Here is a 15,463-nt window from a genome sequence, read left to right as displayed (position 1 = left end):
GGAACCACCAGACATCGAAGTCTTGTATTTACGCTGATGCGTAATTAGGCTCGAGCGCAAATGGACAATCTGAGTGCGATTTTCCTTGCGCTGGCGGATCCCACACGCCGTGCCTTGCTGGCGCAACTGCAGTGGGGTGAAGCGACGGTGACCGAACTGGCCGCTCCGCACACCATCAGTGTGCCCTCCGTGTCGCGCCACCTGAAGGTGCTCGAGCAGGCGGGGCTGATCACCAAGTCCCGGTCTGCCCAATGGAGGAACTGCCGGCTTGAAACTGCTCCGTTGCAGCAGGTGGAGGAATGGATGCGCCCGTACCGCGATTTCCTGGGCCCACGGCTGGACCGCCTTGAGGCTCAGCTCGCCATGGATCCCGCTCGACCCAATAAGCTCACTGAACTGGAGGACAGATGACGACCCACTCCCCAACAGATCGAAGCTTCACCCTGACCCGTATTTTATCTGCATCGCGGCAGGCGGTGTTCACCGCGTGGACCGATCCTGAGCACCTTGGATGGTTCCATAACCCTGACATGCCCATGCCGGCCGAGCCCATTGAAGTGGATCTTCGGGTTGGGGGGACGTGGAGGCAGCAGATGATCGTCAACGAGGAACTGAGCTATCCCACCGGTGGAATCTACCTGGAGATCGTTCCTGACGAACGGCTCGTTTTCCGCTGGGGTGCGGTGGGTGGATGGCCCGAACTCGGAGGCGGGAACGACATGACTGCCCCTGTTGTCACGGTGCAGTTGAACGACCTGGGCAGGGATACGGAGCTCGTCCTCACGGTCCGGTTCTCCGAGGATCTGGACATCGAGGAGGTACAAAAGCTCATGCTGGGCGGTGCCCGGGAGGGGTGGGCTGCCACCATCGACCGGGTCAAAGACAGCTCCGCCCTGTGATGCTCTCGCTGCTGGGAATCGCCGAGCCGGCGCTCCTCCATGAGTGGTTCGACAGACTTTCCGTTGACGGGTCGGTGCTCGATCCACTTTCGCCAAAGCCGCGGGCTGGGTCCGCTGGCCAGGTGGTTGACCGCCATGGGCTCCAGTGGCCTATCGGATATGAGCACGCGGCATGAGCGACGCCCCATTGCTTGCCCAGCTGGGAAGTGAGCGCAGGCATGTTCTACGGACAGTCGACGGCCTCGAGGACCACCAGATGCGCCGTTCCTTAGTCCCGTCCGGCTGGACGATGACGCAGTTGCTCAACCACTTGGCATTCGACGACGAGATGTTCTGGATATCGGCTGTTCTCGGCGGTGATGACCGGGCCATTGCCGGACTGCATGACGGGTGGGCGTCCGAACCGATGACCGGTACGGAAGCCGTTGCCATCTACAAGCTTGAAATCGCTCGAAGTGACGAGGTCCTTGCGGCGGTCGATCTGGATGCCCCTCCCCGCTGGTGGCCCCCCAGCCAGCGTGTTCGACGCACCACCGATGGCAACTGGGCGTGAGGTCCTGGTCCGCGTGCTCGCTGAGACGTCCGTCCACGCCGGCCACCTGGACATCGTCCGGGAGCTCATCGACGGGCATCAGCACATCGTAGCGAATTAGCGGTTGGGCCTGGGCGCCCATGTAATTAGGTCCGGGGTTGTTGGTGCGCTCCTCGATCCCTTTGTCCACGCTCGTCGTGCCTGCCAATCCGCCGTCCGCGATGAGCAGTTCCTTGCAAGCACAGCAAGCCCCGGAAATAGGGTCCGTCGGGCTGTTAAATCAGCGAATCCTTCGGCAGGTCAACCCAGCCAAAGGATTCGCTACTGCGATCTGGTTATATTCTTAGGCTTACAACAAATTGCAGAGGTTCTGTTGTTTACCAGATGCGCTTTCGAGAGTGCTGACGCCCGTGGCGCTAGTAGTGATAACTACCCTTCCCGTGTACAAGACCGTTGCCGGCGTGGACGTCGTGCCACCGGCGTTGTCACCCGAAAAATAGAGAAACACATTCTGCCCTGTGAGGACATCTTTTCGTGCTCCTCCGGGGAACTTCGTCGTAGTTGTGTTGGAGCCGTTCGTTGGAACAGTTATTGACGTGCCCTTGCTGCTGGTGAGGGTCAAAATGAATCCATCACCTCCCGCCTTCGTGGTCACAAGACCGTTTTTCTCCCTCGTCACTTTTACGTCTTGGTTGCCTCTGACGCCGCTGACCGCGACATCGAAGCCAGGACAAGCAGGGTAGAAGACGGGATCGGCTGCGGAGGCTGCTTGCGGCACGATGAGCATCAGAGCGGCGAGTAAAGTGGGCGGTGCCAACCGACGAGTGGCATTGCGAATCATCTGCGTTCTCCATCGAATCAGAGTCATGCGTACTGGGTTTTGCTATTTCATGGACGTGAACTGAAAGCTGTCCGGGGCAATCAGGAACGTCTCAAGGCACGGGCTAAGCCCTCACCGCAGCTCTTAACCGAGCGGCCAATTCTTCGGCACAAAAGGAGTCCGGGCCGCTCACATTAGCAGGTCCACTGTCGTCGCTAAAGATTCGCATCCAATTTTCTCTACCCTTTTAAGCAATTTAGGGGAACCCTACCTAATTGCCTCTCAGTCCTTGTCCGGCTGGGCTATTGGGGTGTTCCTGACCTCGCTCTTTGAAATGGAGGAGTGTCGTCGCCAGCTACCCCGCCACCGCAGCCTTCGCTGCCCGGGTGGCGTTCATCCACTCGGTCAGCCATGGCGCACGGACGCTTGAGGTGATGCGGCAGTCGGCCACGAAGGTTCCGTTGGCACCGGCGTCGATCCAGTCCTGCAGCGCGGAAAGGTCGGACAGTGACCGGATCACAGCAGATTCCGCACCCAGCGCCTGCGCGACCCCGCTGAAGTCCACCTCGGGGATCAGCATCGGTTTCTCGGTCAGGCCCTGTGAGCCGTACTGGTGGACCTCAGCCCCGTACGCGGCGTCGTTGTAGATCACCACGATGGCGCTGCGGGCGGCACCGATCAGCGATTCGAGGTCGGCCAAGCCCATCAGGAAACCGCCGTCGCCGGAGGCTAGCACCAGGGTGCGGCCGTCCTCCACCGCACGGGCTGCCCCGACGGCACTCGCCAGACCCAGCCCGATCGACTGGAACGCGGTGCCCACCATCACCAGGTCCTGCGGCCGCGGGATGTTCCAGTACATGGGCGCCCAGCCGATGAAGTGACCGCCGTCCTGGACTACCGTGCGGCGCTCCGGCAGCACGGCATCCAACGCCGTGGCAAGGGCACGCGGGTCCAGCCGGCCGTCGAGGGTTTCCACCGAGCCAGCCTCATGCCCCGGTCCCGCATCCAGACGCTTGGAAGCTTCCGCCCGCCAGCCAGCCACGGCAGCCTCGCCGTCCAGCAGTGACAACAGCCGCAAAGCTGCAGCCTTCACGTCCGCGGAGACAAACACATCCACCCGCGGGTTCGTCGGCTCCACGGCAGTATCGATCTGAATGACCGTGGCGTCCGGGCCCAGCAGGTGCCCGAACCGCATGGTGAAAGGGCTCAGGCTCGCCCCGGCCACCAGGACCACGTCGGCCTCGCCCATGAGCCCGGCCGCGGTGTCGGTGCCGAAACCGCCGGCAACGCCCAGGTACCCCTCGCCATTGAGGAGGTTGAGCGCCAGGGCGGTTCCGGCGGTCAGTGCGCCGAGCCGGTCGGCGAGTTCGCGGAGCTCAGGCCCGGCTCCGGCGAGGTGCGCACCCCGGCCGGCCAGGATCAGCGGTCGCCTGGCACCGGCGAGCAGGCGGGCCACCTGCGCAAGGCCGCCGTCGACGTCGTCCGTCACTTTCGGTGCGTGCGGCTCCGGAAGCTCCTCGTCTCCGGCTTCGAGGGACGCGAGGTCGTAGGGGATGGCAAGCACGACGGCGGTGCGCCGGGTGAGTGCGTACTCCACCGCCTGCCGGGTGACGGCGCCGGCGGCATCGCGGGTGACGGTGAAGGTGGCCGCGCCGAGGCCCGTAGCAATAGCAGCCTGGTTCACGTCCCAAGGCCGGGCGCCGCTGGTGGGGGCATCCCCGGTGACCAGCACGACAGGGATCTGCGCTTGGACGGCCTCGGCCAGGGCGGTGAGCGCGTTGGTGTAGCCGGGCCCATAGGTGGTGGTGCCTACTGCGAGCCGTCCGGAGGCCCGGTAGTAGGCGTCGGCCGCGGCGATGGCGCCGCCCTCGTGCCGGACGGGCGTGAAGCGCAGGCCCTGCTGCTCCGCGGCGTCCAGGAAGTAGACGTTGCCGTTGCCCATGACGCCGAAGACGTCGCTGGCATAGCGGCTGAGAACCTGTGCCACGCGGCCGGAGACGGTGAGAGTAGTCATGCAGGCATCGTGTGTCCTGCATCTCAGCTTTGCAATACCGCTCGATGCAGCTGGGCATTTTGGCAGCAGAAGAAGCGACTAGTGACAATTTGCCCACTGTGGCACCCGTCACCTGTGGCTACTCCGACGGGCGCGCTTCCTGCTCCGACAGCCGGCTGATGAGGCCGTCGTAGCGGGGCGGCATGAGTTCCAGGATGGAGATGGCCGTGCTGGTCCGCTGGATCCCGTCGATCTCCAGGATCTCGTTGGTGATGCGGTAGAGGTCGGCGGTGGACCGGGCCACCACCTTGGCCATGAGGTCCGCGTCGCCGGTGGTGGCGTGCACCTCGATGACTTCGGGGATGGCCTCGAGCCCGTTCTCCACCGATCCGGTGCGGGTCTGGCTGATCGAGAGCGACAGGAAGGCCATCAGTTCGTAGCCCAGGGCCGCGGGGTCCAACCTGCGGCTGAAGGAGCGGAGCGCGCCGCTGCGCTCCAGCCGTGCCAGCCGGGCGTGGACGGTGTTGCGCGCGACGCCGAGGGTCCGGGAGAGTGCCAGGGCGCTGGCTTCGGGGTCCTTGTCCAGGGCGAGGATGATCCGGCCGTCCAGGGTATCGAGGGTGCGGGCATTTGTGATGGTCATATTTTCACCAGAGGTACTAGAAGTTGAGCAGAAGTCCCAATGGGTTGAGGGTATCTTGCATTGTGGTCCGGGTCACTTCCATGATCGGACCTCATGACCAGTGATCAGCTTGTGGCCGTGCCCGAAACTGCGCTCCCCACCCTTCGCGGCGCGGTGACCGGCCTTCCGTCCTACGTCCCCGGCCGGCGCAGCGCCGGCGCGGACATCGCCGCCCTCGCCAGCAACGAAAGCCATTACGAGCCCCTGCCCGCAGCGGTGGCTGCCGTGGCCCACGCGGCCGGCACCATGAACCGCTACCCGGACAGCGCCGCCGTCGAACTCCGCGAACGGATCGCCCGGCACCTGGGCGTCACCGCGGGCGAGATCGCGGTGGGGCCCGGCAGCGTGGGCGTCCTGCAGCAGATCATTACCGGGCTGTGCGACGCCGGGGACGAGGTGATCTTCGCGTGGCGCTCCTTCGAGGCGTACCCCATCCTGGTGGAGCTGGCAGGCGCCAGGCCGGTCCCCCTCCCGCTGGACGATGCTGAGGGCCACGACCTCGACGCCATGGCCGCCGCCGTCACCGACCGCACCAAGGTGATCCTGCTGTGCACACCCAACAATCCCACCGGCGTCCCGATCGGCCACGAACGCATCGAGGCCTTCCTGCAGGCCGTGCCGTCCAGCGTCCTGGTGGTGATCGACGAGGCCTACGTGGAATACGCCGACGCCGGCAGCGGCCCCGATTCCCTGGCCCTCTACCGCCGGTACCCGAACGTCTGCATCCTGCGCACCTTCTCCAAGGCCTACGGGCTCGCCGGCCTTCGCGTGGGTTATGCAATTGCGACGCAGGCAATCGCCGAAGGACTGCACCGCACCGCCCTGCCCTTCGCCGTCAGCGCGTTGGCCCAGAAGGCGGCCATCGCGTCGCTGGACGCGGGGGAGGAGATGGCAGCGCGGGTTGCGGCGGTGAAGCTGGAGCGCGCCCGGATAGCCGCGGAGCTGGAGGCCCACGGTTGGACGCTCCAGCCAAGCCAGGGCAACTTCCTGTGGATCCGCGCCAACGAGCAGCTGCTGGCGACGCTGGTGGACGCGTTCAATACCGCCGGCATTATGGTCCGGGCGTACCAGGGCGACGGCGTGCGGATCACCGTTGCCGACCCCGCCTCCAACAACCGCGTGCTCCGGCTCCTGGCAACCCACACGGCCTGAAGCTTTATCCCCGACAGTTCCACCTACAACTAAGAGGAATCCCATGGAACAACAGACAAAGACGTCTGCCCGCCCACTCGGCGCAGCCCTCAAACCCCGGCAGCTCACCATGATGGGACTGGGCAGCGCCATCGGCGCGGGCCTGTTCATCGGCTCCGGTGCCGGCATCCAGGCCGCCGGCCCGGCGGTGCTGATCTCCTACCTCGTGGCCGGCACCCTGATCATCCTGGTGATGTGGGCACTCGGCGAGATGGCCGCGGCCAACCCGGACAGCGGCGCCTTCTCCGTCTATACCGCCAAGGCCTACGGGCCGGTGGCCGGCGCCACCGTCGGCTGGCTGTGGTGGATCCAGCTGGTGGTGGTCATCGCCGCGGAAGCGCTGGGTGCGGCGGGCCTGCTGGCCACCATCTTCCCGGCCCTCCCGGTGTGGCTGATGGCCTTCGTGTTCATTGTGGTGCTGACCGCCGTGAACCTGACCAGCGTGAAGAACTTCGGTGAGTTCGAGTTCTGGTTCGCCCTCCTCAAGGTGGCGGCGATCGTCGGGTTCCTGCTGGTGGGCTTCGCCTTGCTGTTTGGCCTGATTCCGGGCGTGCAGTCACCGGGCCTCTCCAACTTCACGGGGGAGGGCTTCGCGGTCAATGGGTTCGGCGGGATTGCGACGGCGCTGTTTGTGGTGGCGTTCGCGTTCGGCGGCACCGAGATCGTGTCCGTCGCGGCAGCCGAGACCGCCGAGCCGGCCCGCAGTGTGAAGAAGGCAGTCCGCACGGTGCTGTGGCGCATCCTGGTGTTCTACATCGGCGCGATCTTCGTCATCGCCGCCGTGGTTCCCGTCGGTTCGGCGGGGCTCAAGAGCCCGTTCGCCGCGGTGCTGGACGCCGCCGGCATGCCCGGTGCGGCCACCGCCATCACGTTGGTGGCCGTCGCCGCACTGCTGTCCGCGCTCAACGCCAACCTTTACGGTGCTTCCCGGATGGCATTCTCCCTGGCCGAGCGCGGTGAGGCTCCGCGGTGGCTCGCTGCGGTTTCCAAGGCGCGGGTCCCGGTGGTGGCCGTTCTGGCCAGCGTGGCCTTCGGCGTCTTCACGGTGGTGCTGGAGCTGGCCTTCCCCGAGAAGGTGCTTCCGGTCCTGCTGAACATCGTGGGTTCGACCTGCCTGCTGGTCTGGACGTCCGCGCTCCTGGCCCAGCTTGCCCTGCGCCTCCGCGCCGACCGCGAGGGAACGGAGCTTCCCCTGCGGATGCCCGGCTTCCCGTGGCTCACGTGCTTTGGCCTGCTTATCCTCGCGGCGATCTTCACGGTGGGCTTCATCGGCGAGGATTCCCGTCCGCAGTTGCTGAGCACGTTCGGGCTCGTGGCGCTCCTGGCGGTGGCGAACTGGATGCATCACCGGAACCGGAACGTTTCGCCGGTTGTTGAAGCTTCCGAGGATGCCAAGCAGCCGGCGCTCATCGACTGAATTTGGCGTTGTGAACTACCTTATTGGTTCGTTGCATAGGAGGGCGCGTCCGGCTTTTGCTGGGCGCGCCTTTGCCATATGTGCCGGAGCAGTGTCCCGAGGGTGCAAGGGGCCCTGCTGTCTTGAGAAATGGTGCCAAAACTGGCACCATGGTTCATATGGCGAGCCTCGATGAGATCGAAAAGCAAGCTAGAAACTCACCTGAGAACGTCTCCTACGGTGAAATGCTCAAACTTTGTACACACTACTTCGGCGAACCGAGGTCAGGTTCCGGAAGTCACAACGCAATATTCAAGATGCCTTGGGCGGGGGATCCGAGGATCAATCTGCAGAACAAGAATGGCAAGGCGAAGCCGTACCAGGTGAAGCAAGCCATTGCCGCCATCGATCGGAGCAAGGAGAAGTAGATGTCAACCCGTAAAGCAGCTGCCGCGCCGTCCCAGGTGGCGCACTACCGCTACTCGGTCCAGTGGTCGCCGGAGGACCAAGAATTTGTGGCCACAGTTCTAGAGTTCCCGTCCCTCTCCTGGCTGGATGAGGACCAGTTCGAAGCGCTCCGGGGCATTGAACGCCTGGTGTCCGACGTTATCGACGAACTTACCCGCTCAGGCGAGCCAGTGCCCCAGCCAATTGCAGGCCAAACCTTTAGTGGCAGGCTCAACCTTCGAGTACCCCCAGAGCTTCACCGCAAGCTGGCTATCGAGGCTGCCAATCACGGGATGCCCCTCAACAAGTACGCAACGGAGCGGCTGACGGCCTAAACGGCTGGTTGTGTGCCGTCGTTGGTCAGGGCTCCACGTGCCAATAAGCGGTAAACCGAGGCGCCGGCGTTCTTCTAGTGGCAGCGCTGAAGTCCGAGTCGGTTGCGTGGATAAACGTCGGATGGTCCCAACCTTTGATGGCTTCCGGGGCCTGGCCCTTCAACCAGACGCGTAGGCTTTCCAGGACTGGCTGTGTCGCATCGTCCACGATGTCCTGCATTACTGAGATCAGGTCCGAGAAGCTCTCGGCAATTGCCAAAGGCATCGGATGAATGATCGAAATTCCCCTGACCTTGACTCCGCGTCCCTCGGCGTCGAGGAAGGCAACGGGTAGCGGCAGGGTCAATTCTGACTGTGAGTGCGCGACGGTGGTGTTTCGATACTTCCGTATCGTCTCGTGCACCCCAGCTAGGGTAGGCGGCAACGCCGGGATCTCCGGCATCTCGTCGAGGCGTGTGCGAACGTTCGAATCGATGAACGGGCGGATGTAAGCCGTGACCGCGTGCGAAGTCAGCGGGAGCCATAGCTCGGAACCTTCACCGGCCTCGAAAGCATTACTCAGGGTATGCGCGGCTTCCGAAAGGTCGGAGGCATGACTGGTTAGTGCTACCAGTAGCCTCGTTTCAGGCGCGTCTGGTAACACCGCTATTCGCGGTTCAGGGGTGGTCACGTGAGTTGCTGCTCCTGTTTCCTTTGTGGCGATGTCGGGCCCTAGAACTTTTTGTAAGTCGGCATAATGTCTGCCGCCGAGGCTACGTTTCTCAGATGGCAGAGAACGGAAACCCCAAACGAAAAACTGCGACAAGGAAGTGCCCCGTGTGCGGGCATGAAGCCTGGCGCGTCATGTACGGCATGATCATGCCCGACACCCGGGAGCAGTTTCCAAAGGCAGAGTTCGCCGGCTGCGTCATGATGGAGGAACTCAGGATCTATCCCGACACCGGCAAAGCCGAAATGGGTGTGCCGAAGTGGGCATGCCAGAATCCCGAGTGCCGGCACCGTTGGGGGTAATGGGCGTCCACACTCTATGACCCGGCAACCGCCTTGCTGTGCGGTACCTGACGGCGGATTTCGGCGTCTCCGGCCCGGCAGAAGATCAGGACGAGCTCACTGACCGTCTGGCCGGTGATGCGTTCCACCATTCCGGCGTATGTGCTGAGCTGCCGCCAGTATGAGCCCAACCGCTCCTGTGGAACACTGATGTCGGTTTTGAAGTCGGCGATGACCAGCGTGCCATTGTCCTCGCGGTACATCAGGTCGATGATGCCCTCGAGGGTCACGCCGTCCGTAGATGTGACGACCGGCAGCTCGAGCCAGTGGTCCCGTTCCGCGGCGCGCCGGACGGGCGCGCTCCTGAGGGCAGAACGGGCCCTTTCCGCGAGGCCCGCCGGATCCCCGAGGCCTGCTGCATCGGCGATCCTTTCTGCCAGCTCATCAAAGTCCGCGGCTTCCCGCAGGTCGCTGACCTCCAGCAGCCGGTGCAGTGCTGTTCCGAACTCCGGGCCGTGTTCTCCGCCCGGGGCTGCGAAGGGCGGCAGTGCGCCGTCTTCGTCGATATTCACAAAGCGCGGCGCACCATCGGATTCAAGGCTGGCCAGGTCCGCGGTTCCCTTGGCTGTCGCGGTTACGGACGTGGAGGATGGGATGGCGGAGTTCGTCTGCCACGCCGTGCGGCGCTGCTGCCACGCGTCGAACGCTTCGACGGGCAGGACCTCATGGGGCGCTCTCGCCTGTACCGGCATGTCCTCCGGAATGTCGAGGTCCGGCACCGAGGCAGTGTCTGCGTCTCTCAGGAACTGGCCGAGGCTGTTTCTGGCGTTTACGTAGTGCGATACGACGAGGTGGCTTTCCGCGCGTGTGCACGCAACGTAAAGCAGCCGGATCCGCTCTGCCTCGCCGAACAGGTCCTCCACTTCCTCCGCGGCACCGTAACCCGCCGACCGGATGTCGCGGATGAAGTGCACCTGCACTTGGGAATCCTGGTCCCAGAGGGCTGCAGCTTTTTGGTTGTTCGGGCCGGAGCCCGTGCCTGCCAGGATCACCATGGGGAATTCCAGGCCCTTAGAAGCATGGATGGTCATGATCCGCACAGCCTGGACATCGGTCTCCGGCACTACGGCTTCCTTGACCCGGGAGTTCTCCTCCTGCTGCGCGGCAGCCCAGACGAGGTAGTCCCGCAGGCTGCCGTGGGTGGCCTCGGTCCAGGCACGGGCCTGGTCGACGACGAAGCGGAGCCGGCGCCATACGTCCCGGTAGCGAGGGGCGTCAATAGCTGCCTCCAGCATTCGCCGGTCGGTGACAATGCGTTCCATGATCTCGGCCGGCGTCAGCACGTCGATGTCGCGGCACAAGGCCGCAAGGTACTGCAGGGAGTGGGCCACGGGGGAGTCCTTGAGCGTCTCCGGCACCTTCGAGAAGATGTTCCAACGGCCTCCCGCCTGCTTCCACTCGAACAGTTCATCGTCGCCGCAGCCGAACATCGCCGACCGCAGGGACAGCACCAGCGCGGCTTCATCCGCTGTGTTGGAGATTGCGCGCATAGCGAGCAGCAGATCGGTGACTTCCTGGGTGGAGTAGACCAGCGATGACGCCTCGGCCCGGTACTCGATGTCGGCGTCGTCCAGCGCGTCTTCGAGGGCGGCAAGGGCCGTCCGGGTGGGGATCAGGATACAGATGTCCTTCAGTTCGATGGGTGAAAGCCGGAATTCCCCTTTCCGTTTGCTTTGCTTTTGCCAGCCCGGCAGCCCTGCCGTGCCGGTTGCGATCCTGATAGCTGCCGCGACGTCGGCCGCTTCCTGCCGGCGCATGGCGTCAGCTGTGACCTTTCCCGATTCGCCGGCCTGGGCGCCGGCCCGGCCAATGACCGCCACAGCGGGGCCGTGTTCGTTGTTCCAGTCAGGGCGCTGGGGATCGGGTGTCAGCGGGCGGTATTCGGGCTGGATGGTGCCGCTCGGCACGATCAGGTGGCCGAAGGTGCCGTTGATCCAGTCGAGGAGCATTCCGGTTGAGCGAAAGTTGGTCTGGAGCGAGGCGATGCTCGAAGAGGAATCGTTAGAGAAGCGCTGCTGGGCCGCGAGGTAGGTGGCGATGTCGGCCCGGCGGAAGCGGTAGATGGACTGCTTCGGGTCCCCGACGGTGAACAGCCGGCCCGGCGGGACGCTCAGCTGTTCCCAGCCCTCGGGCCCACAGACCTCGTCCGCCGCAATCCGGCTGGCAAGTTCCGCCTGGACGGGGTCGGTGTCCTGGAACTCGTCCAGCATGATGCAGCGGTAACGATTGTGGAGGGCCGCATGGACGGCATGATTGTTCTCGCCGACCAGGAGGTCCCGGGCATGGATCAGGAGGTCGTGATACTCAAGCTCGCCGCTGTGCTGCCGTTCACGTGCAGCCTCTAGAAGAACCTCAGCCATGGCGGCCGTGACGGTCTCGACGGCGGGCTGGACGAAGCTGTTGCGCAGGGCGGTGGCTTGATCAGCCAGATCCTTGCAGGAGCTCCGCACGTCCGCGACGTTGACGGACCAGTTGCCCTTTTGGCCGCCGCCGAAGCCCTTCGTGGGGACAGCATGCAGTAGCTCCAGGACCAGGCCCAGTTCGCCGGTTTCGGCCTCGGCGAGCCGGCCGTGCCAGCTCTTGATGTGTTCGAAGGCGGTGAGCAGCTTGTCTGCCGGATCTGTGCAGTGTTCAGCATGCGCGAGGACCTCGGAGGTCTGGCGCAGAAGCGGGCCCAGCTGCACGGCCGGGATGTGGCGCCGCTGCGGAGGGTGGCTTTCCAGCCGGTCCCAGTTCGAGTCCAGGTCAGACGCCACGTTCTGGAGGTGGTCCAGGGAAACGCCCACCGCGAGGAGGATGCGGAGGGCGTCGTCGATGGACGGGTCGGTGAAGAGTTTTTGCCGCGCAGCCTCCCAGCGGCGGGTAAAGGCGATCCGGGACCGCAGCTCATCCACCACGGTGATTAGGGGAGGGACGCCGGCCTCGATGGGATGTTCGCTGATGATGCGGGCAGCGAAGGAGTGGATGGTGCCGATGGGCGCGGTGTCCAGCTGGTCGAGGGCCCGCCGGCGCAGGTCTTTAGGGCTGGCGTCCTCCAGCTGCTCCCGGACCCGTTCCCGGAGCTCACCCGCCGCCTTTTCCGTAAAGGTGATGGCTGCCACGCTCCTTAGTTCCACGCCGGCGTCGACCATGGCGCAGATGCGCTCGACGAGTTCATGCGTCTTGCCGCTGCCGGCGCCGGCTTCGACGAAGATGTTTGCTTGGAGGTCCTTCTCGATGAGCGTGCGGTCAATCTGGTCTGCAAGGTCCAGGACTTCGGATGTCATTTCTCCGCCTTCAGGAGCTGGGCATAGGGCTGAATTTCGGGTGCGTTTTGAAGCTTCAGCCACTGCTGGCCGAGCTCCGGGGCTCCCATCATCGTGGTGAAGTTGACATAGCGATCGGACTCGGGCCGTGGGGGGAAGACCCCGTTCCGCAGTGCCGAAATGATGAGGGCCGCGTCCGTGCGGAGTCGTTCCATGACTTCGTCCGTCACGGTGTAGCCGATCTTCTCGAAGTTGCCGGCCTTCGAGATGAACCAGTATTCCGCTGCTACAGGGGAGGCAGAGGTTCGGAGGCTTTGCGCGAACAGGCCGTAGACGGGCAGCTGGTAGCGGGTGCCTTCCGCGGTTGGATGTTTCCCCAGGGCCTTGTATTTGTCGTTTACCTTGCCGGTCTTGTAGTCGATGACCCGGACCCTGCCGTCGTTATGGCCGTCGATCCGGTCCACCTTCCCCCGGAACCGGATCACGGTGCCGTCCTCAAGGGCCAGCTCAACCGGCGGATAGCTGTCCGTGTCCTCCGGACCGAAGCTTGCCTCTTCCGCGAGGTAGCTCCAGCCGTCCGCGAACCGCTCGTTGTCATCTTCCAGCACCCGCGCCAGATCCTGGCGGATCATGGCCTGGTTGCGCTCCCAGACGTGGCTGAGCCAGGCCGGGTTGGCGAATTGCGCAAAGGCCGCCTCTGCCAGCTCCATGAGGCGGTCCGACGACGGCGGAAGGCCGTCCTTGGTGATGCTGCGGACATAGTCCTCCAATATCTGATGGACAAGGGTGCCCCGCTCCTGCGGCGAAATCTGCACCTCCAGTGCGGCGTCCTCCAGGATGTTCACCTTCAGGACGTGCTTCAGGAAGTAGCTGAACGGGCTGGTCACCCAGTCTTCGAGGCGCGTGGGGGACAGCGCTTTTTCGGGGTCAACGATGGCCCCGGCATGGGCGCCGAGGTTGCCGTTGAACCTGGAGAAGATGCCATCGCGCCGGTCACGGGCAGCAGCCAATGCGCGCTGCAGCGCAGTATCGTCGCGAAGCGCCGCCGTGCGCTCCTCGGCAGTGAGGATGCGGCGCAGCCGCCATTCCTGGGCTGTCGGAGGAAGCGCAGCCACGGTGGGGGCGCTGTTCTCGATGCCGTGGGCAAATGACTGCAGTTCGTTCTCGTGCCTGGGCCTGGCGGTGATCCACCGGGACATCTGGTAACTGCCGGATCCGCGCAAATCGCCACGCGGGGATGTGATGGTCCGCTCGGACCCGGCAGCGAGGGCAGCAAAGAACTGTTCTTTGGTGGCTTCCGCACGCTGCTCCACACTCGGGAGTCCGCCACCCATCAAGGTCCGCACGCTGTCCGGAAGGAGCGGGTCCTCCCGGATTCTTGCCGGCGCCAGGCCTTCCGCCGCGCCGAGAAGGAACAGGACGTCCAGGTCCCTTGCCACGGCGTCGGCATAGCTGCCGATGACGACGCCGGTGCCGCTTTTCCCGGTCCAGCCGCCTATTGCGGTGATGGCGTCCTCCATGGCACTTTGGATGAGCGAGGGGCGGGGTGCCGGACCGACGAGGTCCAGGTGCCTGAGCTCCGAGGCGGCGACGGTCAAGGCTTCCCGGGCAGCGGTCTTTTCCGGCCGTTCGGTGGCTGTTCTCGGGCCCATAAAGCCGTCGAGAAGCAGGACAAGCTCCTCTGACACCTCTCTCCACGTTGCTGCCGTATGGATTCGACCAATCCGCAAGGCAAGGGCTGCGACAAAGGAGCGGAGTATCCCGAAGTCTTCAAGGTGAAAGGCATGCCTGGCGGAGTCTTTCACCCTGGTGTCCTCTTCGGCCGGTGGATTGGCGTAAAGCCTTTCGCACACGGCGCTGCTAGGCAGTTTCTGTTCCTGCCAGAACAAGGTGCCTTCGGCATGGATGTTCAGGATGGCTCGCGTGTCCGGAAGCTGCGGGTCAAGTTTCAGTAGCTGAAGCAGGCCACGGGCGAGCGGAGAGTCCGTGAGCCGGTGGGATGCCGGACCGACGAAGGTGACTCCGGCTTGGCTAAGCCGCTGCGTCAACAGGGCGGCGTACGGCTGGGCGGCGGAGTGGAATATCCCGATGCGGTGGCCCGGAGTGCCTCCTGCCAGCTTCTCGACGGCGAGCCGGACGACGGCCCGGACTTCGTCATCGGCATCGGAAGCCGTCCTAATGGTGGTGCCGCCCTCCAGGGACCCGGACGCCCTGATGTGCTGCATCCCCGTCTCTTCGAGGCGCCCTCTGAAGGCGGCCTCTGCGGGTCGGTTTTCGGTGCCCAGCATAAAACCGATGACGGTGCCGAGGCGCCGCATCACCGTACTGGTTCCAAGCTTGCCGCCCGCGAGGGCAAAGGCCTCATGATCGGTGTACCACTTTGATCCGAGCGACTGCTTGGCCGCATCATGGATTCGAAGCACCTCTTGCATGAGGCCGGGGACCGCGGGACCGGCCGTGTTCGGTACGGCGTCCAGGAGTTCGGCTGTCTTGGCTATGGCGCGGGCGGTGGCGGGCTGGTCAGCGACATCCTTGAAGAGCCCGGGATCGTCGGTCAGGACCCTTGTTACTGCTCCCAGCCGGAGTACCGGCAGAAGTGGACGTCTCCCGTTGATGGCGGGCTCGTCGGCGATGAGGTCGCCGGCCAGGTCTTTCAGCGTGAGTGCTTTGATGCCCGCACTTCCAGCACCAGCGTTGAGGGTCCTGCCTAGGAAATGGGCCACGTCCCTCCCGGAAGCGTGGGACGGGACCAGGACGGTGACAGGAGCGAGCGGATCCTTGGCCTGAATGCGACTGATTATTATTGCAAGTTCGGCCAGAGCATCGCCCACCGAAGCATAAATAGTGCTGGTCATGCTGTCCCCCTCATTCTG

General features: G+C 64.3%; 15 protein-coding genes. 9 read left to right on the top strand and 6 right to left on the bottom strand.

Going from position 1 to position 15,463, the window contains the following annotated elements:
• The first annotated feature begins 60 nt into the window (after nt 1-60).
• The 4 genes from OVA06_RS13185 to OVA06_RS13165 all read left to right on the top strand — a co-directional run bounded on the left by OVA06_RS13185 (nt 61) and on the right by OVA06_RS13165 (nt 1,552).
• Nucleotides 61-411 (top strand): ArsR/SmtB family transcription factor, encoded by a 351-nt coding sequence (locus OVA06_RS13185; RefSeq protein ID WP_268158872.1) that lies wholly within the window; start codon nt 61-63, stop codon nt 409-411.
• On the top strand, nt 408-899 hold the full coding sequence (locus OVA06_RS13180; protein WP_268158870.1) for an SRPBCC family protein: 492 nt from the start codon (nt 408-410) through the stop codon (nt 897-899). Before OVA06_RS13185 ends, OVA06_RS13180 begins: the two co-directional genes overlap by 4 nt.
• 172 nt (nt 900-1,071) lie before the next feature.
• Entirely contained in the window at nt 1,072-1,452 is a 381-nt protein-coding gene (locus OVA06_RS13170) for a mycothiol transferase (protein ID WP_268158868.1), read from the top strand.
• A complete protein-coding gene (locus tag OVA06_RS13165; RefSeq protein WP_268158866.1) occupies nt 1,436-1,552 on the top strand; it encodes a mycothiol transferase in 117 nt (38 codons plus the stop codon). The genes OVA06_RS13170 and OVA06_RS13165 overlap by 17 nt, the downstream gene beginning before the upstream one ends.
• 228 nt (nt 1,553-1,780) lie before the next feature.
• Here OVA06_RS13165 and OVA06_RS13160 read toward each other — a convergent pair whose 3' ends face one another.
• The 3 genes from OVA06_RS13160 to OVA06_RS13150 all read right to left on the bottom strand — a co-directional run bounded on the left by OVA06_RS13160 (nt 1,781) and on the right by OVA06_RS13150 (nt 4,887).
• Nucleotides 1,781-2,272 (bottom strand): hypothetical protein, encoded by a 492-nt coding sequence (locus tag OVA06_RS13160; RefSeq protein WP_268158864.1) that lies wholly within the window; start codon nt 2,270-2,272, stop codon nt 1,781-1,783.
• Between the two features lie 334 nt (nt 2,273-2,606).
• The gene (locus OVA06_RS13155) at nt 2,607-4,265 is read right to left on the bottom strand and encodes a thiamine pyrophosphate-binding protein (RefSeq protein WP_268158862.1); all 1,659 of its coding nucleotides are present in this window, start codon (nt 4,263-4,265) and stop codon (nt 2,607-2,609) included.
• A gap of 118 nt (nt 4,266-4,383) precedes the next feature.
• Nucleotides 4,384-4,887: an Lrp/AsnC family transcriptional regulator gene (locus tag OVA06_RS13150; RefSeq protein WP_268158860.1), complete on the bottom strand. Its 504-nt coding sequence runs from the start codon at nt 4,885-4,887 to the stop codon at nt 4,384-4,386.
• Nucleotides 4,888-4,980: 93 nt separating this feature from the next.
• Between OVA06_RS13150 and hisC the strand changes: the two genes are divergently transcribed.
• From hisC to OVA06_RS13130, 4 genes are all read left to right on the top strand, one after another.
• A complete protein-coding gene (gene hisC, locus OVA06_RS13145; RefSeq protein WP_268158858.1) occupies nt 4,981-6,078 on the top strand; it encodes a histidinol-phosphate transaminase in 1,098 nt (365 codons plus the stop codon).
• Nucleotides 6,079-6,121: 43 nt separating this feature from the next.
• On the top strand, nt 6,122-7,534 hold the full coding sequence (locus tag OVA06_RS13140; RefSeq protein WP_268158856.1) for an amino acid permease: 1,413 nt from the start codon (nt 6,122-6,124) through the stop codon (nt 7,532-7,534).
• 149 nt (nt 7,535-7,683) lie between these two features.
• Nucleotides 7,684-7,941, top strand: a complete 258-nt coding sequence (locus tag OVA06_RS13135) for a toxin HicA (RefSeq protein ID WP_268158854.1) — start codon at nt 7,684-7,686, stop codon at nt 7,939-7,941.
• On the top strand, nt 7,942-8,295 hold the full coding sequence (locus OVA06_RS13130; protein WP_268158852.1) for a type II toxin-antitoxin system HicB family antitoxin: 354 nt from the start codon (nt 7,942-7,944) through the stop codon (nt 8,293-8,295).
• A 25-nt stretch (nt 8,296-8,320) separates the two neighbouring features.
• Here the strand turns inward: OVA06_RS13130 and OVA06_RS13125 are convergent, their stop codons facing one another.
• Nucleotides 8,321-8,965 (bottom strand): hypothetical protein, encoded by a 645-nt coding sequence (locus tag OVA06_RS13125; RefSeq protein ID WP_268158850.1) that lies wholly within the window; start codon nt 8,963-8,965, stop codon nt 8,321-8,323.
• A 173-nt stretch (nt 8,966-9,138) separates the two neighbouring features.
• On the opposite strand from OVA06_RS13125, the gene OVA06_RS13120 reads away from it, so the two are divergent.
• Nucleotides 9,139-9,306 carry a hypothetical protein gene (locus tag OVA06_RS13120; RefSeq protein WP_268158848.1) on the top strand — a complete coding sequence of 56 codons (168 nt, stop codon included), beginning with the start codon at nt 9,139-9,141 and terminating at the stop codon, nt 9,304-9,306.
• 14 nt (nt 9,307-9,320) lie between these two features.
• Here the strand turns inward: OVA06_RS13120 and OVA06_RS13115 are convergent, their stop codons facing one another.
• Nucleotides 9,321-12,611: a UvrD-helicase domain-containing protein gene (locus OVA06_RS13115; RefSeq protein WP_268158846.1), complete on the bottom strand. Its 3,291-nt coding sequence runs from the start codon at nt 12,609-12,611 to the stop codon at nt 9,321-9,323.
• The gene (locus OVA06_RS13110; RefSeq protein ID WP_268158844.1) at nt 12,608-15,445 is read right to left on the bottom strand and encodes a PD-(D/E)XK nuclease family protein; all 2,838 of its coding nucleotides are present in this window, start codon (nt 15,443-15,445) and stop codon (nt 12,608-12,610) included. Before OVA06_RS13110 ends, OVA06_RS13115 begins: the two co-directional genes overlap by 4 nt.
• Nucleotides 15,446-15,463: the final 18 nt, after the last annotated feature.

Source organism: Pseudarthrobacter sp. SL88 (assembly GCF_026672455.1).
Classification (GTDB): Bacteria; Actinomycetota; Actinomycetes; order Actinomycetales; family Micrococcaceae; genus Arthrobacter.
Note: the sequence above shows the minus strand (reverse complement) of the source record. Positions and strands in the feature narration are given on the sequence as shown.